The organism is Saccharothrix coeruleofusca (assembly GCF_014648515.1).
Taxonomy (GTDB): Bacteria; Actinomycetota; Actinomycetes; order Mycobacteriales; family Pseudonocardiaceae; genus Actinosynnema; species Actinosynnema coeruleofuscum.
The window spans coordinates 201,974-227,271 of sequence record NZ_BMRG01000008.1; the positions used below are offsets into that span (position 1 = coordinate 201,974).

Below are 25,298 nucleotides of genomic sequence, written 5' to 3' on the forward strand. Positions count from 1 at the left end.
CCAGTGACCTGCGGTGATCTACATGGCACCCGCCTGCTCGGCGGCCCCGCGACGAGCACAGACAAGCCGCCCTGACCAGCAGCGATGACTTTTCGAGCGGCACAGGCATCGCCGCCTGGGTGCGCAAGCAGCGGTCCTAGGTGGACGGTGGTGTGGAGCGGGCCCAGGCGAACGTCAGCTCGACGGCCCGCTTCCAATTCGCGTACTCGTCCTCGCGGTGCCGGGTCTCCATCGCCGGGTTCCACCGCGCGGCCAGGTGCCAGTTGCGCCGCAACCCTTCGAGGTCCGGCCAGTAACCGGCAGCGAGTCCAGCAGCGTAAGCGGCACCCAGTGACACGGTTTCCGCCACGAGCGGGCGCATCACCGGGATGTTCAGCACGTCCGCGATGAACTGCATCAGGAGGTGGTCGGCGGTCATGCCGCCGTCCACCTTCAACACGGGCGTGGGCGCACCGAGATCGGCGTTCATGGCGTCGACGACCTCACGCGTCTGCCACCCGGTCGCCTCCAGCACCGCCCGCGCGAGGTGCCCCTTGTTGATGTACGAGGTCAGCCCGACGACGATGCCGCGCGCCTGCGCGAGCCAGTGCGGCGCGAACAGCCCGGAGAACGCGGGCACGATGTAGCAGCCGCCGTTGTCCTTCACCGTGCGCGCCAGCGTCTCGATCTCCGGTGCGCTGTGGATCAGCCCGAGGTTGTCGCGGAACCACTGCACCAGCGACCCCGCGACCGCGATCGACCCTTCCAACGCGTATGTGGGCTCGGAGCCGATCTGGTAGCCGATCGTGGTCAGCAGTCCGTGGTTCGAGCGCACCAGTTCGGTTCCCGTGTTCATCAACAGGAACCCGCCGGTGCCGTACGTGCCCTTGATCGACCCCTTCTCGAAACAGGTCTGCCCGAACAGCGCCGCGTGCTGGTCACCCAGCGCCGCGGTGATCGAGATGCCCGGCACCACCCGCGTGGTCCGCCCGGAGATCTCCGACGACGGCCGGATCTCCGGCAGCATCGACGCGGGCACGCCGAAGAAATCCAGCAGCATCGGATCCCATCGCCGGGTAGCGAGGTTCATCAGCATGGTCCGTGACGCGTTGGTCACGTCGGTGACGTGCAGGCCGCCGTTGACTCCGCCGGTGAGGTTCCAGATCAGCCAGGTGTCCATGGTGCCGAACAGGACGTCGCCGCGTTCGGCCTTCGCGCGCAGCCCGGCCACGTTGTCCAGCAGCCACCGCAACGAGGGCGCGGAGAAGTACGTCGCCAGCGGCAGGCCGCAGCGTTCGCGCACCTCCTCGATACCCGGCTGCTTCTGCAGCCGTGCAACGAGTTCCTCGGTGCGGATGTCCTCCCAGACGATCGCGCGTCCCACGGGCACGCCGGTGTGGCGGTCCCACAGCACGAACGTCTCGCGCTGGTTCGTGATGCCCAGCGCGACCACTTGGTCCGCGGTGATCCCCGCCTGCCGCAACGCCTGCGGCATGATCCGGTCGACGTTGCGCCAGATCTCCACCGCGTCCTGCTCCACCCAGCCGGGCTTGGGGTGGTACTGGCGGTGCTCGCGCTGAGCGACCGCGACGAGGCGGGCGTTCCGGTCGAACACGATGCAGCGCGTCGACGTGGTGCCCTGGTCGATCGCCATCACGAACCGTTGCACGACAAGCCCTTCAGTTCTCGTCGACGAGTGAGGTGGTGACCGATTCGGCTGCCTGGCAGACCTGGCGCACCAGCGTCGCACGCGGCCTGCCCGCGGAGTCGCACAGCCGGTCGACGGTACCGGAGATGCCGATCGCGCCGACCACGAGACCGCCGGGAATCCTGATGGGCGCGGCAATCGAGGCCTCGCCCGGCATGTACTCCTCGGCCTCGCCCGCCCAGCCCTGCGAGCGAACCTCCGTCAGCACCCGTTCGAGCGCCTGCGTCCGGGTGATCGTGCGGCGGGTCAGCGACGTCAGCTCCCGCCGGCGTGTGGCCGCCGACAGGTCCGGGTCGTAGGCGAGCAGCACCTTGCCCAACGCGGTCGCGTGCAACGGCAGCATCGCGCCGATGCCTAGTGTTTGCACTGAGTCATCGGGCCGGAACACGTGGTGCACGACGAGCACGGCGCCGTCGTGGTGCATGCCGATCCTGACCTCCTGGCCCGAGCGCGCGGCGAGCGTGTCGGCCCAGTTGGTCGAGCGCGAGCGCAGTTCGTTCGCGTCGAGGTAGGAGGTGCCCAGGTGCAGGAGTGCGGCGCCGAGGCGGTAGCGGCTGGTCGCCTGGTCCTGTTCGACGAACTCGACCCGCTGCAGCGTACGGAGAATCCCGTGCGCGGTGCCGCGCGCGAGACCGAGCGAGTCGGCGATCTCTGTGAGACTGTGGTGGCCGGAGCCACGCGCGAGCAGCCGCAGCACGGCTGCGGCTCGTTCGATCGACTGGATGGGGCCCGGCACGCTAAGAACGTAATTGAGAAGACCCGTGTCGGCAATGTCGAACAGCTCCGTCGCGCATCGCCGCAGGACAACGGTGGAAAACCGCCGGAAAAGCCTGGTCTGAGCGCAGCGTGACCGGTTGGTCACTCGTTGGGGTTCACCTGGTGTCGACATTGTCGAAACGTGCCCGTTGAGCAGTCGTGACGTGGGTCATTACGTTCCGCTCACTCACCACAGGGTGATCAGCCGTTCAAGGACGAATGGAGGCCAGCGTGGGTCTCGGGGCAGTGTTCCTCAGCGAGGTGCTCGGCACGGGTGTCTTGCTGTTGCTGGGTGCGGGCGTGGTGGCCAACGTGCTGCTGACCGGGTCGAAGGGCAAGGACGGCGGGTGGCTGCTGATCAGCTTCGGTTGGGGCCTCGCGGTCTTCGCCGGCGTGTACGTCGCCTACAAGTCGGGCGCGCACCTCAACCCCGCCGTCACGATCGGCATCCTCACCAGTGGTGCGGCTGAGTACGCGCCCGGTGTGCCCGTCGGTTTCGGCTCGACGATCGTGTACTTCGCCGGTGAGGTGCTCGGCGCGTTCCTCGGCGCCGTGTTCGCGTGGCTCACGTACAAGCCGCACTTCGACGCGGAGCCCGACGAGGGCCTCAAGCTCGCGGTCTTCTCCACCGGCCCGGCGATCCGCAGCTACGCCTGGAACCTGGTCTGCGAGATCATCGGCACGTTCGTCCTTGTCTTCGTGATCCTCGCGTTCGCAAAGACGCCGACGCAGATCGGCCCGCTGGCCGTCGCCCTGCTCGTCGTCGGTATCGGTGCCTCGCTCGGTGGCCCCACCGGCTACGCGATCAACCCGGCCCGCGACCTCGGCCCGCGCATCGCGCACGCCCTGCTGCCGCTGTCGTACAAGGGCACCGATGGTGAGGCCATCGGCAAGAAGGACTCCGACTGGAGCTACTCCTGGGTCCCTGTCGTCGGCCCGATCATCGGTGGCGCCATCGCCGGTGTCGTCACCTCGCTCGTGTTCTGACACTCCTGAAAGGACAGCTCCGATGACGCAGTACGTTCTCGCCGTCGACCAGGGCACGACCAGCACCAGGGCGATCATCTTCGACCACTCCGGCTCGATCGTGTCGGTGGGGCAGAAGGAGCACGAGCAGATCTTCCCGAAGGCCGGCTGGGTCGAGCACAACCCGGTCGAGATCTCGGAGAACACCCGGTTCGTGATCGGCCAGGCGCTCGCCACCGCCGACCTCAACACCGGCGACCTGGCCGCGGTCGGCATCACCAACCAGCGCGAGACCGCGGTGGTGTGGGACAAGAACACCGGTGAGCCCGTTTACAACGCCATCGTGTGGCAGGACACCCGCACGCAGGCGATCGTCGAGGAGCTCGGCGCGCTCGGCGGCGGTGCCGAGCGGTACTGCGCCAAGGTCGGCCTCCCGCTCGCGACCTACTTCTCCGGCCCGAAGATCCGCTGGATCCTCGACAACGTCGAGGGCGCCCGCGAGCGCGCCGAAGCCGGTGACCTGCTCTTCGGCAACACCGACACGTGGACGCTGTGGAACCTCACCGGCGGCCCGAACGGCGGCGTGCACGCCACCGACGTGACCAACGCGTCGCGGACCATGCTGATGGACCTCGACACGTTGCAGTGGGACGCCGACATCGCTGCGGAAATGGGCATTCCGCTGTCGATGTTGCCGGAGATCCGTTCCTCCTCCGAGGTCTACGGCACCGGCGGTCCCGGCGGTGTGCTGAAGGGCGTGCCGATCGCGGGCATCCTCGGCGACCAGCAGGCGGCCACGTTCGGCCAGGCCTGCTACGAGCCCGGTACCGCGAAGAACACCTACGGCACCGGCAACTTCATGTTGCTCAACACCGGCACCGAGAAGGTCCAGTCGAAGAACGGCCTGCTCACCACGGTCTGCTACAAGATCGGTGACGAGGCTCCGGTGTACGCCCTCGAAGGCTCGATCGCGGTCACCGGTTCGCTGGTGCAGTGGCTGCGCGACAACCTCGGCATCATCGGTTCGGCGCCGGAGATCGAGACGCTGGCCCGCAGCGTCGAGGACAACGGTGGCGCGTACTTCGTGCCCGCGTTCTCCGGTCTCTTCGCACCGTACTGGCGGGCGGACGCGCGTGGCGCGGTCGTCGGCCTCACCCGGTTCGTGAACAAGGGCCACCTGGCCCGCGCGGTGCTGGAGGCCACGGCCTTCCAAACCCGTGAGGTGCTCGACGCCATGAACGCCGACTCCGGCGTGCCGCTGACCGAGCTGAAGGTCGACGGCGGCATGGTCGCGAACGAGCTGCTGATGCAGTTCCAGGCCGACGTGCTCGACGTGCCGGTCGTCCGTCCCGTCGTGGCTGAGACCACCGCTCTCGGTGCCGCCTACGCCGCCGGTCTGGCCGTCGGCTTCTGGTCGGGTCTCGACGAGCTGCGGGCGAACTGGGCCGAGGACAAGCGCTGGACGCCGGAGCTCGACGCCGACGACCGCGAGCGCCAGTACCGCAACTGGAAGAAGGCCGTCACCAAGTCCTTCGACTGGGTCGACTCCGACGTCCGCTGAGTTGGTTTCCTTCTAAGGAGTAACGGTGTTTGCCAGGCTGGATTCGGCTCGACGTGCCGATGCGCTCCGCTCGATCGACAGCGCGGAGTTCGACGTGCTGGTAGTGGGAGGTGGTGTGGTCGGCGCCGGTGCCGCGTTGGACGCGGCGTCGAGAGGCCTCTCGGTCGCGCTCGTCGAAGCACACGACTGGGCGGCGGGCACGTCGAGCCGATCCAGCAAGCTCGTCCACGGCGGGCTGCGGTACCTGGAGCAGCTGGAGTTCAAGCTGGTCCGGGAAGCACTGAAGGAACGCGGGTTGTTGCTGCGCCGGCTCGCACCGCACCTGGTGCGGCCGGTGCCGTTCCTCTTCCCGTTGGAGAAGCAGTGGGAACGCGCCTACGTCGGCGCGGGCGTGCTGCTGTACGACTCCATCGGTGGCGCTGGGGCGGTGCCGATGCACCGGCACCTTTCCCGTCGTCGGATGGCCGAAGTGGGGCCGTCGTTGAACGCCTCGGCGTTCGCAGGCGCGATCCGATACTACGACGCGCAGATGGACGACGCGCGTCTCGTCATGACTCTGGTGCGCACGGCCGCTCAGCACGGCGCCACGGTGTTGTCCCGTGCTCGGGTAACCTCGTTGTTGCGCTCTGAGGGTGCGGTTCGCGGCGCTCGTGTCGAGGTGGACGGGCAGACTGTTGATGTCCGAGCCCGTCGCGTGATCAGTGCGACCGGAGTGTGGACGGATTCGTTGAACTCCATGAGCTCCGCTCCTGCGCCGTTCAACGTGCGGATGTCCAAGGGTGTGCACGTTCTTGTTCCGAGGGAACGGATCCAGCTCGACGGCGGGCTGATCACGCGGACCGAGAAGAGCGTGCTGTTCGTGATCCCGTGGGGTGCCTACTGGATCGTCGGCACCACGGACACGCCGTACGACGGTGACCCAGCGGCTGTTTCCGCTTCTGACGAAGATGTCGCGTACATCCTCGACCACGTCAACGCGGTGCTCCGGTCACCGCTGACCGTGGACGATGTTGTTGGTACGTATGCGGGATTGCGTCCGTTGCTCGACGGAGCCTCCGGGGACACGGCGAAGCTGTCGCGTGAGCACGCGGTGGCGCAGCCGGAGCCGGGCTTCTTCGTGATCGCGGGCGGCAAGTACACGACGTACCGGGTGATGGCCGCCGATGTCGTCGATGCCGCTGTTTCCGGTCTTGGCCAGGCGGTCGCTCCGTCGTTGACCGCGCGCCTGCCGCTGTGCGGAGCGGTGGGCTACCACGAGCTGTGGGCGGACCGGGCTCGAGTCGCCGCCGAGTCCGGCCTGCCCACGTCCACTGTGGAGCGTCTGCTCGGCCGCTACGGCTCCGCTGTCTCCGACGTGCTGGCTCTGGCCGCACAGGATCCGGCGTTGAAGGCCGAGGTGGCCGGGTACCTGGCCGCGGAGATAGTGTACGCGGTCACGCACGAGGGCGCGCTGGACCTGGAGGACGTGCTGCACCGCCGCACCCGGATCGCGGTCGAGCACCTCGACCAGGGCGCTTCCGTCGCGGATCAGGTCGCCGATCTGATCGCGGGTCCGCTGAGGTGGTCGGTCGCTGACCGCGATGCGGCTGTCCAGGCGTACCGGGCGAGCACGAAGATGGTGGCGAGATGAGATGGACGGCCTGGAGCTGATCGAGCGCCTTCGCCGGCAGGGTGGCTTCCGGCTGTTACCCCTGCTGGGCAACACCGGGCAGGTGGCGGGCGTGCACCTGACCCGGTTCCTGCCCGGCGGCCATCTCGACGTGATCCAGGTGTAGGACGAGCGCTGGGCGGCGTGGGCGCGGCTGCCCTACTCCCTCGGCGCCGCTCCGTCCGCGCTGGGCGAGCGGAAGCGGGCTTATAAACCCAGGGGTCGGTGAGTCGGGTCGGCCGTGACCTCCGCCGCTAGGGCCTGTCCTCAAAGCAGATTGACCACACCTGCTTTGAGGACAGGCCCTAGTAGACCGTCGCGGCTAACTCTTGGGGTATAGGTGGTGGAGTTTGACACGTGCGTCGTCGGCGGTGAACTGCCAGCGGACCTGGCGTTGTTCGGCGTTGATGGCGTGTTGCCAGGCGGCGAGTTCGGTGTTGAGGGTGTCGAGGTCGCCGATGCGGCGGTCGAGGCATTGCCGGGACAGTGCGGACAGTTCGATCTCGGCGATGTTGAGCCAGGACCCGTGTTTGGGGGTGTGGTGGATCTCCAGGCGCTGGGCCAGGGCGAAGGCCTGGCCGGATTCGAAGGCCTCGTAGAGGGAGGCGATGGTGTGGGTGTTGAGGTTGTCCATGACCAGCACCACGGTCTTGGCGTCGGGATAGTCCACGGTCAGAAGGTGTTTGACCTTGTGCCGCTCGAAAAGTCATCGTCGCTGGTAGAGCAAGGCGTGTCGCCGTGTTGAGAGCATGTCCGGGTGATCGTGTCCCTGCTGTACAAGATGACCCGGAGGTTGCTGTCCGTCCCGTCGGCCTTGCTGCGCAGCGAGGCGGCGAAGGACGCCGAGCTGCTCGTGCTGCGGCACGAGAATGCGGTCCTTCGTCGGCACCTGACAGGCCCGGTCCGCTATGAACCCGCGGATCGGGCCTGGTTCGCGGCCCTCTCCGGGCTGGTGGATCGTCGGCGGTGGCGGGAGGTCTTTCCGGTCACGCCGGGCACCCTGCTCACCTGGCACCGCAAACTCGTGGTCCGCAAGTGGGACTACTCCGCGCGGCGACCTATCGGACGCCCACCGACCCGAGCGGCGGTCAAGTCGCTCGTGTTGCGCCTCGCCAGGGAGAATCCGAGGTGGGGTCATCGACGGATCCAGGGCGAACTGGCCCGGCTCGGCCACCGCATTGCCCACTCGACGGTCTGGCAAATCCTGCACGATGCGGGCATCGACCCGGCGCCACGTCGGAGCGGCCCGACCTGGCGCGAGTTCCTCACCGCCCAGGCCGAGAGCATCATCGCGGCGGACTTCCTCCACCTCGACACCGTGCTCGGCACACGGCTCTACGCGCTGGTGTTCCTCGAACACGGCACCAGGCGCCTGCACGTCACCGGCGTCACCGCCCACCCCACCCGGGAGTGGACGACACAGCAGGCCAGGAACCTCGCCACCGACCTCGGACGCCGGATGGAGTCGCTGTGCTTCCTGCTCCGCGACCGTGACGGCAAGTACGGCCAGGCGTTTGACGCCGTCTTCCAAGCCGACGATCTGCGTGTGATCAAGAGTGCGCCGCAGGCACCCCGGATGAACGCCCACTGCGAACGGGTCATCGGCACCATCCGACGCGAAGGCCTCGACCACATCCTGATCCTGGGCGAAGCCCATGCACGACAAGTCCTCAAGACCTACGAAGACCACTACAACCGACGCCGACCCCACCAGACCCGCAACCAACTACCGCCCGAGGCTCAGCACCACCCCACCGCGGTAGACGACCTCGACCACCGCAGACTGCTCCGCACCCGCATTCTCGGCGGCCTCATCAACGAGTACAGACACGCCGCTTGACCAGCAGCGATGACTTTTCGAGCGGCACAGGGGCCGCGAAAAAACGATTGGAGGCGGCTGAAGGACGGTTGAAGCGGTTTCGCGCAGCCATTGACGCCGGTGTCGATCCCTCAGCGCTGGTCGAGGCCATCAACGAAGCCCAGGCACAGCGAGCGGCTGCCCGTGCCGAACTGGAGGGGAGCAGCCCACCGGGTTCGATCGAAGATGCTGAGGTCTACGCCATGATCGACTCGCTCGGCGACGTGCGGACCATCATCAGTCGCGCTGACCCCGCCAAGCTGGAAGAACTGTTCGCCGGGTTGGGGTTGGAGATGGTCTACAACGCCGAAGGGCGGACGGTCGATGTGACCATCCGCCCTATCGGTAGGGTTAGTGCGCGTGTCCGAGGGGGGACTTGAACCCCCACCCCCTTGCGGGGACTAGCACCTCAAGCTAGCGCGTCTGCCATTCCGCCACCCGGACTCCTCGGCTCCCGCCGCGGTGGGGATAGATTACATGATCGTTCCTGCTAGCCAAAATCGGGGGTTCAAGCGGCGCCTTCGACCGCCGCCACCTGCGCCGCTCGGCTGGCCGCACCGGTGGTCGAACCGGTCGTCAGGCGCACCGACGCCCCGGCTTGCCGCCTCCCAGGGGCACGCGGGCCGGATCAGGCTTGCCGTGTGGTGGTAGGCAGCGCTTGGTCGAGGATGCCCAGGTCGCAGTCACGTCCGGCTTCGCGATCATCGCCGCCATGAGGCCCGAACCTGCTGAAACAATTTCCGATGTTGAATCGAAAGTGTTTCGATTGCCTACATGTCGGCGTAGCGGACGTGCGGGGCCCGGAAGTAGCCGCGGACGAGCTGTGGCTGTCGCTGGCGGCGGCGTAGGAACCGTCAGGTCTCGTGGGCGAGTCGGTCGACGTTGTGGGTACGGGAGGCGTTGACGTTGCGCTTGAGGTCGGCGTTGAGCGGCTCGTCGGGGTTGAGCTCGGAGCTGTAGCCGGGCATCAGGTGCAGCTCGATCCTCTCGGTGTTGGCTTCGAGCCAGGCGCGGACGGCCTTGCCGCCGTGCACGGGGTGTCGGTCGGCGATGACGTGGACCTTCCGGTCGGCCTAGCGGGCGACGCGGTCGAGGAATCCGGTGAACACAGGTGCGGTGAACCGCTGGGTGAATACGGTGAATCACAGCGCGCCTCGTGAGGCGACGGCGGACATGACGTTGACCCGCAGGCGTTTCCCGGTCACCCGCACGACCGGCGTGCGGCCCGGCGGTGCCCGGGACCGACCGGGCGGCGCGGCATCCGAGCGCAACCCGCACTGGTCCACCCAGGTGATCACCGCACCCTCGGCCTTCGCCCGTGCCTCGATCGCCGGATAGTCCTCGTCCAGCCAGGCGCGCACCCGCAGCGGACTGCTGTTCATGGGCGCGGCGGGCCGGGCGCTGAAGGGTGAAGCCGTGGCGACGCAGCCACAACCCGACGCCCTACTCGGTCATGTCGATCCCAACGACCAGTCGGATCGGCTCGACCACCGCTTGGCGGATCCACAATGGGCCACCGATCAGCAATTCCTCCGGGGGTAGTCGGCCATCGCCGCGAACAGCGTGCCCCGGTCCTCAGGACTGATCAGCCCGGCGGGACCGGGACGCCCCCGGCGGGTCGCCAGACCGTCGCGACCATCATGCCGGTAGGCGCACCACCAGATACCCACCGACCGCACCGAGACCCCGAACACCTCCGCCGCCTGCCGGTAGTCCTCGACCCGCCCGGACTCCAACGCGGTCACTACCCGCAGCCGCAGGACCTCTTGCTCGGCAGGCGACAACCGGTGCGCACCCTCAAGCTCGACCACCCGGTCAACATCCAGGCAACCGATTGCTTTCGATTCAATAGGGCCGAAATCGCGTCGAGCTAGCCTGAACGGACGCACTGCGCAGCGCAGCCTTGTGATCACTGCTCGCATGCGACACGATCGTTGTCGCGAGGGGGATCACCAGGCATTCGCCATCATGTGCCCCACCGAATTCAAAGGTGCGATGACTCGTGGCACGCCCTCCTCTCACTATTTCGCCATGGGGAGGAATTGTGCTCTTACTTCGCAAGTTCGCGGTCGTGCTCGCCGCCTGCGTGGCGGGGATCGGCATGATGGCCAGTCCCGCGCTCGCGCGATCGGCGGGCCAGTCGGTGGACGCCGAGGCGGCCGCGGGCAACGCCAGCTCGGAGACATCTTCAGTGAACGGGCTCAGCGCGGAGGAGTACTGGACGCCGGCGCGCATGGCCGGGGCCATCGCCGCCGGGCCGTCCAGGGTGACCGCGGCGGACACGGCGGACCAGCCCAAGCCGAGACCAGGGCCGAAGGGGAGGATCGACGGCGCGTTGCCGACGGCGATGAGCCCGCAGGCGGACATCCACACCATGTCCGGTCGGGTGTTCTTCGTGGACGACCACGGCGATAACCGCTCCTGTTCCGGCAGCACGGTCAACAGCGGCGGCAAGCGGTTGGTGTTCACCGCGGGCCACTGCGTGCACGGCGGCGGAGGCGGTCGCGACTGGTTCGACGTCAACCGCTGGGTGTTCGTGCCCCAATACCACGGCGGCTCGCCGTTCGGCACGTGGAGCGCCTACCAGTTGTGGGCCAAAACCGGGTGGACCAATGATGAGAATCGCGCTTTCGACGTGGCGGCGGTGGTCATGCAGCCCAAGAACGGCGTGCGGATCGTGGATGCCGTTGGCGGGCAGGGGATCAAGTGGGGATACGGCTACGGCCTCCCGATCTACATGTTCGGCTACCCGGCCAACCCGCCGTTCAACGGGAGCGGTCTCTACTACTGCTCGGGCACCACGTGGAACGAGAGCGGATTCCCGACTTTGGGCTGCAACATGACCGGTGGCGCGAGCGGCGGTCCGTGGCTGAACGAGTACGGCGCGACGTTCTGGGCCTATCTCAACGGCGTGAACAGCTGGATGTTCTGGGAAACGGATCCGACGCAGGTGTTCAAGTGGCAAAGTCCTTACTTCAGCTACGATACCGCTGGAAGCTTGTTCGACACGGTGAAGGACATGTAGCGGGCACGAACTGCCCGGACGATCGGTCCGCCGCGATGACGGGCGGACCGATCGGTGCCTTCGCGTAGCGGACCGGAGGTGTGATGTGGGGCCACGACGACGAGCGGTCACGCTCCTCGCGGCGGCGGCGACGGTCGTGGCCCTGATCGGGCTTACCGTTCTGCTGTCCGACTCTCCCGAGGACCCCGATCCCGGCTCGTGCGACACGCCCTCCGGTCAGGCCGCAGGTCCGGTCGCCGACACACCGGGACGCGGCGAGGAGTACTGGAACCCGGAACGGATGAGCAGTGCCCGAGGTGCTCCGATCCCCGGACAGGCGGGACCGGAGAGCTGCCGCTGAGCACGACTTCAGAGCGGTCCGGCACAGCCCGGTCGCACCGACTCGCGTGCCCGCTGGACGTCGGTCGAGCCCGTCGCCTGGACCGGCTCAGGACGGCGCCTGCCGTCGGCTGGGCATCGCCCCCCCGGCGAGATGCTGGCGCCGATCCTGAGTTTTCCTCGACAACCCGGGGTGGTTGTTACCTGGATCGGGTCGCGTCGGCGATCCGCAACCGCTCCGACGGGGTGCGCTGACCTCCCGGTTCATCCGATCAGGGAGCCCCTCGGACTACTTCGACTGCCGGGCGCGGACCGCCCTTTCCCGGACCGCTGTCTGGGGAAGAATGGCCGGTTCAAAGGGGACAACCTCACTCCGCGACAGGGCGGCCAAGACGCAGGCCCGATGCCGGTCGGGTCGAGGCACGCTGTCGCGCGGCGGACCCATCGTGAGAGTTCGCCCTGTTTGAGCGGAGATGCGCCGTTCAACGTCCCGCACTGATCAGCGTAATCGTCGCAGGTTGTGCGGCCATCCACGGGTTGGCTCACGCCTCCAGCGAGAGGACTTGGCCGGGGCACACGCGTGCCGCTTCCCTGGCCTTCTCGACCAGCTCGCCCTCCGGCGCCTCGTTCAGCACGATGATCGTTCCCTCGTCCTCGCTCTGGTCGAACAACGCGGGCTCGGTGAGCACGCACTGTCCGGCACCGACGCACCTGCCGGTGTCCGCGATGATCCTCATGGTCCTGTCCTCCTGAGGTGGGGATGGCAGTTCGTCCGCTACCAGGTCACCGGGAGCTCGTACAGGCCGTAGATGTTCGCGTCGTCCTTGAACGGCAACTCGTCGACATCCACCGCCAGCTCCAGCGTGGGGACTCGGCGGAACAGCGTGTCGAACACGATCTGCAGTTCCATCCGAGCCAGGTTCTGGCCCAGGCACTGGTGCGGCCCGAACCCGAACGCGACGTGGTGGCGTGCGCCGCGCTCGATGTCGAGCTCGTCCGGGTTCTCGAACGCCCGCGGATCCCGGTTGGCCGAATAACCCAGCGCCAGCACGCCTTCGCCCGCGCGGATCAGCTGCCCGCCGACCTCGATGTCCTCGACGCACAGCCGGGCCGTCGCCACGTCGATGATCGTGAAGTACCGCAGCATCTCCTCGACCGCGTTGAGCGTTCTGCCGGGGTCGGCCTTGATCAGCGCGAGCTGCTCCGGGTTGCGCAGGAACGCCACGGTCGACAGCGAGATCATGTTCGCCGTCGTCTCGTGGCCCGCGACGAGCAGCAGGAGGCCCATGTTGACCAGTGCCGTCCGCCGGTAGGTGCCTGCCGCGCGCAGCTTGACGATCTGCCGCCCGAGCAGGTCGTCCGGCGGGTTGTCCTCCTTCGCCGCGATGAGGTCGGCCATGTAGCCCTGGATGGCCCCCATGGCAGCCCACCGCTCCTCGGGCGGCGTCGACTGCTTGATCACCTTCACCGTGTGCTCCTGGAAGAACTCGTGGTCGGCGTAGGGGACACCCAGCATCTCGCAGATCACCAGCGACGGAACCGGCAGCGACAGCGCATCCACCAGGTCACCGGGCTTCGGCCCGGCCAGCAGCACGTCGATCTGTCCGTCGACGATCTCCTGGATCCGCGGCCGCAGCGCCTCCAACCGGCGCACCGTGAACTCGCCGAGCACGGCCTTGCGCGCCGGCCCGTGCTCGGGTGCGTCCATCGCGATCAGCATGCGCTCCTCGTCCGGCCTCCGGGACGCCGCCTCGCCCTTGACCAGCTGCGGGAAGTCCGGATGCTGCCGGTCGGCGCTGAATCTCCGGTCGTTCAACACCGTTCGCACGTCCTCGTGGCGGCTGATCACCCAGGCCCACCCGTCGGGCAGACGAACCCGCGAGACCGGCTCTTCTTCGCGGATCGCTTCGTACGCGGGCGGCGGCGCGAACGGGCACGTGCGGGACATGGGGAACTCGTGCTTCTCAGCGGTGGTCATGACTTTTCCTTCCACGACGTCAGGGACAGGCGGCAGAGGCCGGACAGCGAAGAGCCGTGTGTGAACGGCACTTGGCCGACCGGTGCGACTGGGTTCGCTCCGGGATGCGGCGGACCACGGAGCCGCGGTGGACCACCGGGACCGCCAACATCGGTGAAGTCAGATCCGACCCGTCCCCTCACGGGCGAAGTGCGGTTCGGCCGCTTCCAGTCGCGGTACCGGGATGCCCAACCGTCGTGCTTCGGCCAGGGTGTCCCGGCAGATCTCCCTCGGCTCCTGAGCCTCGGGATCGGAGTGGGTCTGGAAAGTCATGCGCGCCAGCGCGACATGAGCGGTCAGCCAGGCGAGCGCGCGGGCCGTCAGCCGGGTCGGCGTCTGGAACAGCAGCACACCGCCCCGGTGACGTCGCAGGTCGACGCCGCGCGCCTGGAGGAGCGGCAGCAGCTCGCGGCCGGTCAGCAGTGCCTCGCGGAAGTCGCTCGTCGACCCGGTCAGCTCGGACAGGGAACCCAGCCTCAAGCCCTGTGAGAACAGGGCGGCGTCCGACACGAAGTGGACCCACAGCCAGCCGCGGAAGTCAGGCTGCTCCTTCGGGCGGAGCCCGGCCTCGCGGAACGCCTGGCGCACGGCCCGCTCCCGGTCGGTCGGGGGACGGCCGAGGGTGCCGAAGACGACCGACGGCAGCAGCGCCCCGCGCAGCACGCCGTCCGCGCCGAAACCGCCACCGGCCTGAGGAGAGCCCCAGGCGACCTGGTCGACGGGGAGCGCGCCGATCGCGGCCAGCGGCTCGGCCCAGATGTTGCCGAAGACCAGCACCGTGGCCTGGCCGATCCGCGTGGCCAGGAAGGCCGTCGCCTCCGCGAGGCGGTGGTGCGGCACGCTGAGCACGATCAGGTCGAAGTCGTGGTCCGGCTCCAGCGCCTCGCGGTAGCGCACCGGCCACTTCTCCACGACGCGCCGCCCCCACACCCGGCGCCGCATGTCGAGCAGGTCGAGGTCGACCGCTTCCCCGTACGTCGCCGCGCGGCCGGGGCGGACGTAGAACTCGACGTCATGTCCCGCCTGTTGCAGGGCTCGGCCGTAGATGGTGGCGATCACGCCTCGGCCGAACATCAGGATCTTCACGCTGCACCTCGCGGGGTATGATTGAAGTGGAGGTTATCTCCGCTTACTACCATATGGAGGTCATCTCCATTTGTCGATAGGGGAGCGCATGACCGCCGACAAGCCGCTGCGGGCCGACGCCCGGCGCAAGCGCGAGGCCCTGCTCGCCGCGGCCAGGCAGGCCTTCGACGCCGGAGGCTTCTTCGACCTGCGCTTCGACGACTTCGCTCGTCTGGCGGGGGTGGGCACGGGCACGCTGTACCGCCATTTCCCCACCCGAGAGGCGCTGGCCGAGGCGGTCTACCACGGGGAAGTCGCCACGCTGTGCGACCGCGCCCGCCAGCTGCGGGCCACGCTGCCGGCGGCGGAGGCGTTGGCGGCCTTTCTGCGCGACATGGTCGACCACATAGCAGCCCATCAGGGCCTCGCCCGGACGTTGGCCACGCTCATGGCCGATCGCTCGAGTGCCCTCGCCGAGGGCAGTCGAGCGCTTGAGCAGGCCGTCACCGACCTGGTGACCGCCGCCGTGCAGGCGGGCGCCGTCCGCGACGACGTGGACGCCGGTGCCGTCATGATGGCGCTGCACGGCATCGGCGCGGCCCATGACCGCCCCAACTGGCGGGCCGAGGCCGACGATGTCATCACCCTCGTGCTGGACGGGTTGCGCCGCCCGCTGTGACGGTGTGCGACACGAGGTCGCACACCGCGAGCGAAGGACCGGTCAGTGGTACGGCGACGACGCGGTCCAGGTCGGTCACCCGGCTGATGTCGCCTGCACCTGTGAAGTCTTGGTGAGGTCGTCCCCTTGAACCGGACACCCCGACCCGGACAGCGGTCCGGGAAAGGATGGTCCCTGTGTCCGGCAAGTCGAAGTGCCCGGAGCGGTCCCGCGAGCATGCGTGGAGCCGGCGCGCTCATTGACGCGGGTCGGAGACAGAACTCTACTTCTGGCACTCCCACAGTGGAGCTGCTGGACGAGCCGGCCGTGCGCAACCATGAGAGTGGCCTCGTGCCGTGCTGGCGGGCGCAATCCGGCGGCGAGCGTCGTGGAGGCACCGAAGCGGGCGGACACGCCACGGATGCCGGGCCGGAGCAGCGGCGGACGAGCACCGGCGGGAAGCGGTTCCGGCGCAGGGGCACTCACCGCAACCAGCCGGGCGGTGACCGCCTGCCGGAATCGCGCGTGCTCGGCTGGGTCGGACGCACCCCGTATGGCAGCCTGGAGCAGCGGGGCCAGTCGACGGCCGCCGTTCAGCGGCTCGCGGTGGGCGCGTCCTGGTGTGGGGCCACCGGTGTCGTCGGATGTGGTTGCGGGCTCGGCTGGGCGGTGGACTCGGTCCTCGCCCCGAACCCGTCGGTGTGGACTGGTACGGGTTCCAGCGCGCTTTTGAAGTGCCTCAGCAAGGGGGCTTGCTCGGTGATGCGGTAGCCGGGCAGGCGGTCGGTGTTCCGGGCGATCCTGGCCAGGGTCCGGCCGACGTGCTCGATGTGGCTTTGGCTGTAGACCCGGCGTGGGATGGCCAGGCGGAGCAGTTCCCACGGCGCGCTGACCAGTGGGTTGCCGTGCTCGTCCTCCTTGCCCAGGTAGAGGGAGCCGCATTCGACGCCGCGGATGCCGCCTTCCAGGTACAGCGCGCAGGCCAGCGCGTGCCCCGGGAAGCGGTGCGGGGGGATGTGTGGCAGGAGCCGGCCTGCGTTGAGGTAGACCGCGTGCACACCCGGCGGCTCCACCACCGAAACGCCTGCCTCCCGCGCCAGTTGGGCGAGGTAGGCGGTCATGCCCGCTCTGGACCGTAGGTAGTCGGGGTCGGTGACTTCGAGCAGCCCCTGGGCGAGCATGTCCAGGTCGCGACCTGCCAGGCCGCCGTAGGTGGGGAAGCCTTCGGTGGCCACGAGCAGCAGTTCGCACCGCTGGGCCAGGTCGGGGTCCCGCAGGCCCAGGAAGCCGCCGGTGTTGACCAAGCCGTCCTTCTTCATGCTGGCCGTGCAGCCGTCGGCGAGCCGGAACGCCTGCTCGGCCACCTCGCGCGGGCTGTGGTCGCGGTAGCCGGGTTCGTTCCGGGTGACCAGCCACGCGTTCTCCGCGAAGCGCGCCGCGTCCAGGAACAGCGGCACCCCGTGCGCGCGGCACAGCCGGGCGGTTCCGGCGAGGTTGGCCATCGACACGGGCTGGCCGCCCATGCCGTTGCTGGTGAGCGTCATGACGACCGCGGCCACCCGCGGACCGTCCGGGCCGGTGAGGGTCCGGTGCAGCGCGTCCACATCGATGTCGCCCTTGAACGGGTGCGGGCTGTCCAGGTCCGCCGCCTCCCGGCACGGCAGGTCGCGAGCCTGTCCACCGGCCAGTTCGACGTTGGCGCGAGTGGTGTCGAAGTGCGTGTTCCCCAGGGTGATCTGCCCCGGTCCCAGCAGGGTGGAGAACAGGATGCGCTCGGCCGCCCGTCCCTGGTGCACCGGCAGGACGTGCGGGTAGGAGGTCAGGTCCCCGACGACTTGCCGGAACCGGTGGAACGAGCGGGCCCCGGCGTAGCTCTCGTCGCCCAGCATCGCCGCGGCCAGCTGCGCGGCGGACAGCGCCCCGGTGCCGGAGTCGGTCAGCAGGTCGATGGTCACCTCCTCGGCCCGCAGGTTGAACAGGTTGTGGTGCGCCCGTTCCAACGACCGCTCGCGTTGGGCGCGCGTGGTGAACGGGATCGGTTCCACGACCTTGGCGCGGAACGGCTCCATGATCGGCGCTTCGCCCATGCCTCTCACCTGCCCGACACCGCGTGGGGAACGCGCGTGCGGGGTGGCCGGACCTGGTTGGCCTCGGCGGACAGGTACGCGGTCAGCCGCTGGGCGCGCGGCGTGAACACCTGCGACAGGTAGGAGATCAGCCCCACTCCGGCATCCAGCCGTCGTCGGGTCACCGCGGCCAGTGCCCGGTCCAGCACCGCAGGGTCGTGTCCTTGACGGTGCATCACCGCGACCGCGCGTGCGCGGGCTTCCCCATCGTGCTCGACGTAGTCCCGAATCGGGACGTGCACGGTGTACCCGTCAGGCGGTTCCGGCTCGGCGTCGACCAGCGAGTAGCACGAAACGAGAGGCCGCATCGCGAAAGGGCCCGGCCCGGCGACGGTGCGGCAGAACTCCTCGACCGCTGCTCCGCTGCTTCCCCGCACCGCGCTCGCCGCCCGCGCCGCGTCCTCGGGGCCACCGCCGTCGTGGGCGAAGTAGACCTTCACCCGCGGCCGGGACCACTGCCCCAGATCCAGCGCGAAGTACATCAGCCGACCTCCGTCGGCCACCGCGTCGCCGACCAGCGGGCGGGCGCGGTGGAAGCCCAACCGGGCCAACCCCTCCTCCACCAGCTCCGGGGCGCGCCCGGTGCCCTGTGCGCCGGGGTCGAGGTAGACCTTGAACGACGGCTCGCCGTGCGGGGTGAGCACGACCGCGCACCACAACCCGAACGCGCCCTGCGGTCGGTCGGGCAGGAACAGGTCCTCGATCAGCGCGAACCGCCGCAGGTCGAAGCCGTAGCGCTCAGCCAGCCCGCGCAGGACCCGTCGACCGACCGCGACGTTCTCGCGCACTCCCGGCGGTATCCCGTTCGGCTCGGCCAGCAGCCGCAGCTGCGGGGGCAGGCCCGGCTCGAACGAGAGCGAGTACTCGACGGGGGAGTGGTCGTCGGACACCTCCGAGTACCACCATCCCGGCGCGCGGACCGGTAGCGCGGCGGAAGGCCCGAGCATCGCGTCCCCGAGGTGCTCCAACTCCTCCCTCGGACCCGTCAGCCCCGCCGCCTCGGCCAAGGCGGCGAACTGCCCGCGGACGAGGGTTCCCAGGGAGCCGGAGTCGGAGTCCGGAGTGGAGCGATGACGGAAATCGATCGCGTCGAACACAGCGGAATCACCTGCCCCCGAATCATATCGCGACTCCAGGTAACCCACGCATCCCGTGATCACGAAAGCGATTAGGCCCGTACGGGTGACGCATACCCCCCGATAGGGTTGTCGAACGCGGCTGTGATTCCTCGACCTCGCACTTGTCAACGTCGTCCTCGCCGGTCCGGCGACGTGGCGGTGCTCACCCAGGGGTCACCCGGTCGTTGCTGCCGTCGATGCGGTGGTCGGGCGGCCGCTGCTCGACCAGCAGCGGGGTTGCCGCGGCAGAGGTGATGTGCTCGACGTCGGCCACGACGGCTGACAGCGCCACCCCGCTCGATCCCGGCGACGCCGCCCCGACGCGACGGACCGATCGCCGTCGCGGGCATCCCGATGGGTGGTGGCGGGCTGTTCGCGCTGTGCCTGGCGGCGCGCAGGCACCGCACCCCGGAGCGGGAATTGGAGGTGCGGCGCGGCGAATTGCCCGGCCGACAGGTCGAGTCGGAGCAGCGGGACCGACCGCGGCACCATGTCGAAGATGTCGCCGAGGTGAACCGGAGGCACGCGGAGCAGGTCGTGGCCGACGGTCGACCAGCCGACCTCACTGGTCCCCACACGGTCGGAGCGCTCGATCCGAGGATCTGTCGAACACACACGGCGCTGGCCCGCAGTCGGTGGTGACGTCGAGTAGCGGACCGTGATCTTGAGGACCGCCCCGTCACCACCTCCCGCCACGCGGGTCACCTCCTGCTCGCCGAACACGACAACCCGCGCCCGGAGGATGCGACCCTGCTGGAGAAGATCACCGCGGCCTGCCCGGAGATGACCGCACTCGCCGACCTGAAGAATCGTGGGGCAAATGCACGGGTGCGCCGGATTCGACCTTCTCCGCCACCGCGTCCTCCGGACCTGACAGGTGCTCAGCGTCACCACCGACTACGGGCCAGAGCCGCTTGTGCTCGGACAGACCCGATCGGCGACGTCGAGCCCGGCTCGGTGCACGACCCGACCGCCGCCCGCGAACAGGCCGCTTGGCGGACCGACTCGGCCGAGGACCTGGTCGCGGGCTCAGCGGATTCGCGCGAGGCGATGTCGGCGGATTCGGCTGAGCTGGAGGATGTGGCACTCCGAGGGACCTGGATCGTCGCGCCGAACCAGGGGCTCGAATTCAGGGTGTTCCCGGTGACGACGAGCACCGGGGCGCCTGATCAGAGCGGTCGACCTCGCCAGGGGCATGACGTCCGGTGTTCGGCCCGTTCACCGGGTCCAGTCGATGCCCCACGACTCGATCGTCGGCTTCCACACGGGGACGTCGCCGTGCAACGCGTTCGCGGTCCCCTCCAGCAACGCCGCGGTCGAAGGCCACGTGCCAGATCCCTCGAAACGGGGATTGGACTCGGGATCGAGCACGCCCACGGCACCGTGGCGGGAGCCCTCCCGCAGTTCCACCACGAGGTGACACCCGCTGCCGTCCACCGCGATCGGCAGCCAGGCCGGGCTCCAGCCCCAGAAGGCGTCCTCCTCGCCCTCCTCGACCTCCGACCAGTCCTCGTCACTCATGTCGTCGACCTCGGCGGCCTGTCGGGCGGCCAGCTCCTCGGTGTTGCGCCGCCAGGTGTCGACCGCCGTGTCCAGCGGCAGCAGCGTCCAGCGCGACGGCACCAAGGAGCGGGGTGCACCGTCGTGGCGCAGCAGGGACTCCACCAGGTCACGGGGGAACGCGTACCCGACGGCAACCTCCGCCGCTGCCAGTGCGGGCACCGCCGCCGGTGCGGGGAGCGGGATGTCCGAGGCGTTGCTCCCCAACCACTTCTCGATGCGGTCCCACGAAGCGGCCACAGGTGCGCTCATGCCGGCCATCGTCGCACGAAGGTGGTGGGCGGTGACGCCGCCCACCACCGTGTTCAGGCGTTCCGCCCTCAGAGGTCCATCTTCACCACGAACGGATCACCGTCGAGCACGCGGTGCACCTTGTAGAAGTCGGAGTTCATCCAGGTGCCCGACAGCTTGTTGTCATCCCCGTCGATCGGACCTGCCGAACCGCGCCACGCCCGCGTACCGCTGCTCGTCGACGTGTACGCGCCCTCCCTGGTCGAGGCGAACGGGTACTCGTCGCAGTTGTACTTCGCCGGCTCGTAGTCCACACCCCGGATGTCCTTGCACACCTTGCCCGCGTAGGCGCGGTTGGACCCGCCAGGCGGTGGTCTGGCTGGTCGTCGGAGTCGACACGACCGAACAGGGGCGGGGTTGTGCCGCGTCGGCACGGCTTCGCCCAGCAGCGTCCAGCCCCTCGGGCCTATGAGCGGCAACCTGCCGCGGTGCGCCCCCGCGGGTAGCAGTCCGGCGGCCGGAACGTGGTCGGGATCGGCGGTGCGCGCGTCTCGTCGTTCAGACCATGCCCGAGGCGGCGAGCGGGTCGTAGCCGGGGGTGCGGAACAGCGACTCCAGCTGCCTGCGGCGCACGCCGACGTTGCTTCCCTCGATGATCGGGTAGGACAGGGCATCGGCCAGGTGGCGGATGATGGGGTGGTTCTCGTCGTAGGCGGTGACGCCGATGATCTTGATGAGGTCGTTGACGACCTGGACACCGGTTTCGGAACCGAAGATCTTGCTGTGCAGGGCGAGTTCGGGCCCGCTGGGGTGCATGGACATGACGGCGTCGAGCGCGCGCCAGGCGAGCAGTCGGACGGCTTCGATCTTGCCCTTGGCGTCGGCGAGGACGTCGGACACGGCTTGGTGGTCGATGATCGGCACCGGTCCGCCGCGGGTCTCGGTGAGCGCGAAGCGGTAGGCGATGTCGAACGCCTGCCGCATGGCGGCGGTGGCGAAGATGCCGATCGACGCGCCGCTGGGGAAGAACGCGCCACGGGTCAGGGACACGCCCTGGCCTTCCGCTCCGAGCAGGTTGTCGCGCGGGACGCGCACGTCGACGAGTCGGACGCGGGTGGTGAGGCAGCCCTTGAGGCCGGGGAGGTCGTAGTACTCCTCGACTTCGATGTGGCCTGCCAGGTGTTCGCGTTCGGCGACGACGAGGGAGACGCCGCCGGGGGTTCGGCAGACGATGGTCATGACGTCCGGGCCGTCGCCGTCCCAGCCGCAGAGGTGGGACGCCCATGCCTTGCGGCCGTTGACGACCCACTCGTCACCGTCGGGGATCGCGGTGGTGCGCGTCCCCCGACCGGGGCCCTCGGCGTCGAAGTTCGCGCTGCCTTCGGGCTCGCTGAAGGCCATGGCCGCCAGCGGTGCGCCGGAGCCTGCCAGGAAGGGGCGCACGAAGCGCTCGACCTGCTCCGGGGTGCCCACCTGGTAGACGGGCGCCAGCGCGATGAGCGGTCCGGCCATGGAGATGACGAAGTCCGGCATCTCGACCGCCCACTCCTCGATGAAGATGGCGGCGTCGACGCCACTGGCGGCGCTGCCGCCGAACGGCGCCGGGATGAGCCCCTTGAGGAACCCCGCGGCGACGGCGTCCTCGAACACCGGCCGCACCAGCAGCGCCCGCCTCCTGGGGTCGGGTTCCGCGCGCGTCGCCGAGGCCAGGCCCCGCAGCCGTTCCCGCGCGAAGGCGCGAGCCGCCGCTTTGAGCTGTTCCTGCTCAGGGGTGAGCAGGAAGGAAACGGTCATCGGCGCGATCCCTTACCGGTCGTGTGCGGCCATCGTCAGTCGGACCGTCGCACCGGTGCGAGGTGGTGCGAACCGCCCCGAGAACCCGCAGTGCCCGAAGTCCGGAGGCGGAACCGGCTCGACGGGAAATGGGCTCCGACTACCCGACCGCACGCGGGGCTACCCACGTGGTCCGCCGACGGTCGCGTTGTAACTCGCCCGCTCGTTGAGCATTTCGGGGTCGAAGCCCGCCGTGCGCTTGTAGCGCGCCGCGATTTCCGCGCGCTCGGCCAGCGGCAGCACCTGCTCGATGTCGGCGAACCCGTGGGGCGCCCGCTCGTGGGCGAGCTTGATGACCAGCTCCGGCCCCATTTCCCGGTTCGCCAGCTGGGTCGCCGCGGTCGGTGGCCTGCGTTCGGCCTCGTACGCCTCGCACGCCCGCACCGGGTCGCCAAGCCGGGCGAGGGCGTCGCTGAGCACGCGGGCGTCCAGCACGGCCTGCGAGGCGCCGTTGGAGCCGATCGGGTACATGGGGTGCGCCGCGTCGCCCAACAGGGTCACCCGCCCGTGGGTCCACTTGGGCAGGGGATCGCGATCGACCATCGGGTACTCGTACGCCACGTCCGCGTCGCGGATCGTGGCGGGGACGTCGAGCCAGTCGAATTGCCACTCCGCGAAGTGCGGCAGGAACTCGTCGACGTCGACGAGCCGGTTCCAGTCGCCGCGGGCCGCGGCGGAGCCGTCGACCGGGCGCTCGGCCACCCAGTTGATCTTCACGTCGCCGTTGTGGTCCGGCTCGGAGATCGGGTAGGCGACGAACTTCTGCTCGTGGTCGCCTGCCATGATCATCGACCGGCCGCCGCGGAACGGCTTGCCCCTGGTGACGCCGCGCCACAGCACCAGGCCGTTCCACAGCGGCGCGGATTCGGCCGGGTACAGCCGCGCCCGGACCGCGGAGCGGATGCCGTCGGCGGCGATCAGCAGGTCGGCGGTCAGCCGCTCGGCGCCCAGCTCGACGACCACCTCGTCCGGGGTGGCGGCGAACCCGGTGAGGCGGCTGCCGGTGCGCACCGCGTCCGGTCCGAGGCGTTCGCGGACCGCGTCGAGCAGCGCCAGCTGGAGCCTGCCCCGGTGCACCGAGTACTGCGGCCACCGGTAGCCCGCGCCGAGTCCGCGGGGCTCGGACCAGATGAGCTGGCCGTGCCGGTTGAAGTAGGCGAGTTCGCCGGTCGGGACGCCGAGGCGGGTGACGCGGTCGGCGAGCCCCAGTTCGGTGAGCTCGCGGACGGCGTGCGGCAGCAGGTTGATGCCGACGCCGAGTGGTTGGATCGTTCTCGCGGCTTCGACGACCAGGACGTCGTCGAAGCCCGCGGCGTGCAGGCTGAGCGCGGTGGTCAGTCCACCGATGCCGCCACCGGCGATGATGATTCGCATCTGCGCTCCTCAGCGTCCTAGCGAGTCGGTCCGTGCTGTTGGGCGAGTGCCTCCCGTGTGGTGCGCGCATGTCGTCGTGGCGGCGGAGCCGGGGGCGGAGACGACGAGCTCGCGCGCCGGGATGGGCGTGTCGTGCTGCTCCGCGAGCGGGATTCGCGGCACCCCGCGCAGGGCCACGGTGTTGACCGTGCCGAAGCCGCCATGCTGGATCACCGCCGAGCAGGTGAGGGCGAGCGTGTGCAGCGGGACGAACAAGACCATCTTAGCGTTGTCGGGCACGGTGTCGGGGTGCGCGGTTCGGTTCGGTTGCGGTGGTGACAGCCTCGCCCTCGACGTCCTCGGAGAACCCGAGGGGAGCCCGACGTCGAACCGCTGATGAAAAGGCTCACTGATCACTGGACCGGAGACAGGGACGGGCGCTTGGTGGACACCCGATCGCCGCCGGCTCCTCGTGAACCGCAATCAGGCGGGTAACGCCGATTCGCGTAGTCGCGACGCGATCCTCGGTCGAGGATCGACAGGTCGGGAACTTCGAAGTCGTGTGCCCTGGCGTGCGGTTCACGTGCCGCCGGAGCAGTCCCGACGTGGAGTTGTGCGTAATGCGCCAAGGGGAAATCGCGGGTTGCTCGCGGAGGGGACGACCGTGGGGCTGTTGAGCGGATTCGGGGGACGGCGCCCCGATTGGTACCGAGGGACCGAGCAGACACGTGGGTTGCACTTCCAGGGCGCGGTCGAGCTGGTGCGGTTGCTCGACCGGCTGACCCGGCGCCCCCGCTGGCCCAGGCGCGACCTGCCGCTGCCGATCGTCCACCTGAAGCACCCGGCCGGTGTGGCGAGCCCGGTGGACGCACTCGCCAACCGGCCCGCCACCACGCGCGGCAGCCGCGTCGCGTTCGCACGGGTCGACGGTGGGGGGAACGACCCGCGCGGTCTGCGCCCGGTGCTCGACGACGCCGTGGCCCAGCTCGCGGGCAAGGTCCGGGGCGTGTCCCCGCTCCGATTCCCGCACTACGCGCTGGTGGTCTGGCTGCTGGAGCTGAGGGTTCCGCCCGAGGTCGGGGCCGACGACGAGGAGCGGGCCATCGCCCACGAGTTCCGCAACCACCTGCGACACCGCATTCGGCTCGGTTCCGGTCCGACCGGCCAGGAGGTCCGGGCAACCGGCTGGGACATCGCTCAGGACTTCCCGTGGTGGATCCGGCTGGTGATCGCCCTGACGCCCAGGATCGGCCTCGCGTTGACCGCGATGCTGTGGCGACCGGCGACGTGGGTCGGGCAACAGCCGGTCGCCGGTCGTTCCGGGCTCGGGCTCTACCGGCTGGCGCGCGCCTTCGTGAAGGAGAAACCGGCCGACGCGCACCCGGACGACGTCCGCCACCTCCTCGTCCAGGCGTTCCTGGAGGACCTGCGCCGCTCCCACCGCCGGTGGACGCCGTGGGGAACCGGCAGGCGGCGGACCGGGCACCCGTGGCTGCTCGTCGAGGGTGTCGGCGACGC

The 25,298-nt window shown here is 69.3% G+C and carries 25 protein-coding genes, 1 tRNA gene and 1 pseudogene; 9 read left to right on the forward strand and 18 right to left on the reverse strand.

Annotated elements, in window-relative coordinates:
* Positions 1 to 136: 136 nt before the first annotated feature.
* Positions 137 to 1,633 carry a glycerol kinase GlpK gene (gene glpK, locus IEZ00_RS21160; RefSeq protein ID WP_189225095.1) on the reverse strand — a complete coding sequence of 499 codons (1,497 nt, stop codon included), beginning with the start codon at positions 1,631 to 1,633 and terminating at the stop codon, positions 137 to 139.
* 25 nt (positions 1,634 to 1,658) lie between these two features.
* Positions 1,659 to 2,423, reverse strand: a complete 765-nt coding sequence (locus IEZ00_RS21165; RefSeq protein WP_189225096.1) for an IclR family transcriptional regulator — start codon at positions 2,421 to 2,423, stop codon at positions 1,659 to 1,661.
* 239 nt (positions 2,424 to 2,662) lie between these two features.
* Between IEZ00_RS21165 and IEZ00_RS21170 the strand changes: the two genes are divergently transcribed.
* From IEZ00_RS21170 to IEZ00_RS21185, 4 genes are read left to right on the forward strand one after another with little or no spacing between them, the layout of a single operon-like run.
* The gene (locus IEZ00_RS21170; protein ID WP_209620684.1) at positions 2,663 to 3,430 is read left to right on the forward strand and encodes an MIP/aquaporin family protein; all 768 of its coding nucleotides are present in this window, start codon (positions 2,663 to 2,665) and stop codon (positions 3,428 to 3,430) included.
* A gap of 22 nt (positions 3,431 to 3,452) precedes the next feature.
* Positions 3,453 to 4,970, forward strand: coding sequence for a glycerol kinase GlpK (glpK, locus tag IEZ00_RS21175; RefSeq protein WP_189225032.1), 1,518 nt, complete (start codon positions 3,453 to 3,455; stop codon positions 4,968 to 4,970).
* A gap of 25 nt (positions 4,971 to 4,995) precedes the next feature.
* Positions 4,996 to 6,600 (forward strand): glycerol-3-phosphate dehydrogenase, encoded by a 1,605-nt coding sequence (glpD, locus tag IEZ00_RS21180; RefSeq protein WP_189225033.1) that lies wholly within the window; start codon positions 4,996 to 4,998, stop codon positions 6,598 to 6,600.
* A gap of 1 nt (position 6,601) precedes the next feature.
* Positions 6,602 to 6,745 (forward strand): hypothetical protein, encoded by a 144-nt coding sequence (locus IEZ00_RS21185; protein ID WP_189225034.1) that lies wholly within the window; start codon positions 6,602 to 6,604, stop codon positions 6,743 to 6,745.
* 326 nt (positions 6,746 to 7,071) lie between these two features.
* Here the strand turns inward: IEZ00_RS21185 and IEZ00_RS38130 are convergent.
* Positions 7,072 to 7,297, reverse strand: a pseudogene (locus tag IEZ00_RS38130) (transposase); the annotation flags it as partial.
* A 78-nt stretch (positions 7,298 to 7,375) separates the two neighbouring features.
* Here IEZ00_RS38130 and IEZ00_RS21195 point away from each other — a divergent pair.
* Both IEZ00_RS21195 and IEZ00_RS21200 read left to right on the forward strand, forming a co-directional pair.
* Positions 7,376 to 8,458 (forward strand): integrase core domain-containing protein, encoded by a 1,083-nt coding sequence (locus IEZ00_RS21195; RefSeq protein ID WP_189225035.1) that lies wholly within the window; start codon positions 7,376 to 7,378, stop codon positions 8,456 to 8,458.
* Positions 8,455 to 8,856, forward strand: a complete 402-nt coding sequence (locus IEZ00_RS21200; RefSeq protein ID WP_189225036.1) for a hypothetical protein — start codon at positions 8,455 to 8,457, stop codon at positions 8,854 to 8,856. Before IEZ00_RS21195 ends, IEZ00_RS21200 begins: the two co-directional genes overlap by 4 nt.
* Here IEZ00_RS21200 and IEZ00_RS21205 read toward each other — a convergent pair.
* The 4 genes from IEZ00_RS21205 to IEZ00_RS21225 form a co-directional block, all read right to left on the reverse strand.
* Positions 8,838 to 8,920: transfer RNA gene (locus IEZ00_RS21205), tRNA-Leu, on the reverse strand. The genes IEZ00_RS21200 and IEZ00_RS21205 overlap by 19 nt on opposite strands.
* Positions 8,921 to 9,330: 410 nt before the next feature.
* Positions 9,331 to 9,528, reverse strand: coding sequence for a transposase (locus IEZ00_RS21210; protein WP_268248804.1), 198 nt, complete (start codon positions 9,526 to 9,528; stop codon positions 9,331 to 9,333).
* A 90-nt stretch (positions 9,529 to 9,618) separates the two neighbouring features.
* Entirely contained in the window at positions 9,619 to 9,858 is a 240-nt protein-coding gene (locus tag IEZ00_RS21215) for a hypothetical protein (protein ID WP_189225038.1), read from the reverse strand.
* Between the two features lie 138 nt (positions 9,859 to 9,996).
* Entirely contained in the window at positions 9,997 to 10,287 is a 291-nt protein-coding gene (locus tag IEZ00_RS21225; RefSeq protein ID WP_189225039.1) for a helix-turn-helix domain-containing protein, read from the reverse strand.
* A 233-nt stretch (positions 10,288 to 10,520) separates the two neighbouring features.
* On the opposite strand from IEZ00_RS21225, the gene IEZ00_RS21230 reads away from it, so the two are divergent.
* A complete protein-coding gene (locus IEZ00_RS21230; protein WP_189225040.1) occupies positions 10,521 to 11,501 on the forward strand; it encodes a trypsin-like serine peptidase in 981 nt (326 codons plus the stop codon).
* Positions 11,502 to 12,361: 860 nt separating this feature from the next.
* Here IEZ00_RS21230 and IEZ00_RS21235 read toward each other — a convergent pair.
* The 3 genes from IEZ00_RS21235 to IEZ00_RS21245 all read right to left on the reverse strand — a co-directional run bounded on the left by IEZ00_RS21235 (position 12,362) and on the right by IEZ00_RS21245 (position 14,922).
* Positions 12,362 to 12,556 (reverse strand): ferredoxin, encoded by a 195-nt coding sequence (locus IEZ00_RS21235; protein ID WP_189225041.1) that lies wholly within the window; start codon positions 12,554 to 12,556, stop codon positions 12,362 to 12,364.
* A 38-nt stretch (positions 12,557 to 12,594) separates the two neighbouring features.
* Positions 12,595 to 13,797, reverse strand: a complete 1,203-nt coding sequence (locus IEZ00_RS21240) for a cytochrome P450 (RefSeq protein ID WP_189225042.1) — start codon at positions 13,795 to 13,797, stop codon at positions 12,595 to 12,597.
* Positions 13,798 to 13,956: 159 nt separating this feature from the next.
* The gene (locus IEZ00_RS21245; protein ID WP_189225043.1) at positions 13,957 to 14,922 is read right to left on the reverse strand and encodes a ketopantoate reductase family protein; all 966 of its coding nucleotides are present in this window, start codon (positions 14,920 to 14,922) and stop codon (positions 13,957 to 13,959) included.
* An 88-nt stretch (positions 14,923 to 15,010) separates the two neighbouring features.
* On the opposite strand from IEZ00_RS21245, the gene IEZ00_RS21250 reads away from it, so the two are divergent.
* Complete coding sequence (locus tag IEZ00_RS21250) at positions 15,011 to 15,580, forward strand: TetR/AcrR family transcriptional regulator (RefSeq protein WP_189225044.1); 570 nt, start codon at positions 15,011 to 15,013, stop codon at positions 15,578 to 15,580.
* A gap of 572 nt (positions 15,581 to 16,152) precedes the next feature.
* Here the strand turns inward: IEZ00_RS21250 and IEZ00_RS21255 are convergent.
* From IEZ00_RS21255 to IEZ00_RS21285, 8 genes are all read right to left on the reverse strand, one after another.
* A complete protein-coding gene (locus IEZ00_RS21255) occupies positions 16,153 to 17,646 on the reverse strand; it encodes a tryptophanase (protein WP_372448487.1) in 1,494 nt (497 codons plus the stop codon).
* A gap of 5 nt (positions 17,647 to 17,651) precedes the next feature.
* Complete coding sequence (locus IEZ00_RS21260) at positions 17,652 to 18,782, reverse strand: tryptophan dimethylallyltransferase family protein (protein WP_189225045.1); 1,131 nt, start codon at positions 18,780 to 18,782, stop codon at positions 17,652 to 17,654.
* A 184-nt stretch (positions 18,783 to 18,966) separates the two neighbouring features.
* On the reverse strand, positions 18,967 to 19,095 hold the full coding sequence (locus IEZ00_RS37815; protein WP_268248799.1) for a hypothetical protein: 129 nt from the start codon (positions 19,093 to 19,095) through the stop codon (positions 18,967 to 18,969).
* A 926-nt stretch (positions 19,096 to 20,021) separates the two neighbouring features.
* Positions 20,022 to 20,615, reverse strand: a complete 594-nt coding sequence (locus IEZ00_RS21265; RefSeq protein WP_189225046.1) for an SMI1/KNR4 family protein — start codon at positions 20,613 to 20,615, stop codon at positions 20,022 to 20,024.
* A gap of 68 nt (positions 20,616 to 20,683) precedes the next feature.
* Complete coding sequence (locus IEZ00_RS21270; RefSeq protein ID WP_189225047.1) at positions 20,684 to 20,929, reverse strand: NucA/NucB deoxyribonuclease domain-containing protein; 246 nt, start codon at positions 20,927 to 20,929, stop codon at positions 20,684 to 20,686.
* A 223-nt stretch (positions 20,930 to 21,152) separates the two neighbouring features.
* Positions 21,153 to 22,388, reverse strand: a complete 1,236-nt coding sequence (locus tag IEZ00_RS21275; RefSeq protein ID WP_189225048.1) for an acyl-CoA dehydrogenase family protein — start codon at positions 22,386 to 22,388, stop codon at positions 21,153 to 21,155.
* 159 nt (positions 22,389 to 22,547) lie between these two features.
* Positions 22,548 to 23,801 (reverse strand): flavin-dependent oxidoreductase, encoded by a 1,254-nt coding sequence (locus IEZ00_RS21280; protein WP_189225049.1) that lies wholly within the window; start codon positions 23,799 to 23,801, stop codon positions 22,548 to 22,550.
* A 9-nt stretch (positions 23,802 to 23,810) separates the two neighbouring features.
* Positions 23,811 to 24,080 (reverse strand): nucleotide disphospho-sugar-binding domain-containing protein, encoded by a 270-nt coding sequence (locus IEZ00_RS21285; RefSeq protein WP_209620639.1) that lies wholly within the window; start codon positions 24,078 to 24,080, stop codon positions 23,811 to 23,813.
* 433 nt (positions 24,081 to 24,513) lie between these two features.
* Here IEZ00_RS21285 and IEZ00_RS21290 point away from each other — a divergent pair.
* On the forward strand, positions 24,514 to 25,298 hold a 785-nt coding region (locus IEZ00_RS21290; RefSeq protein WP_189225051.1), incomplete at its 3' end, for a hypothetical protein.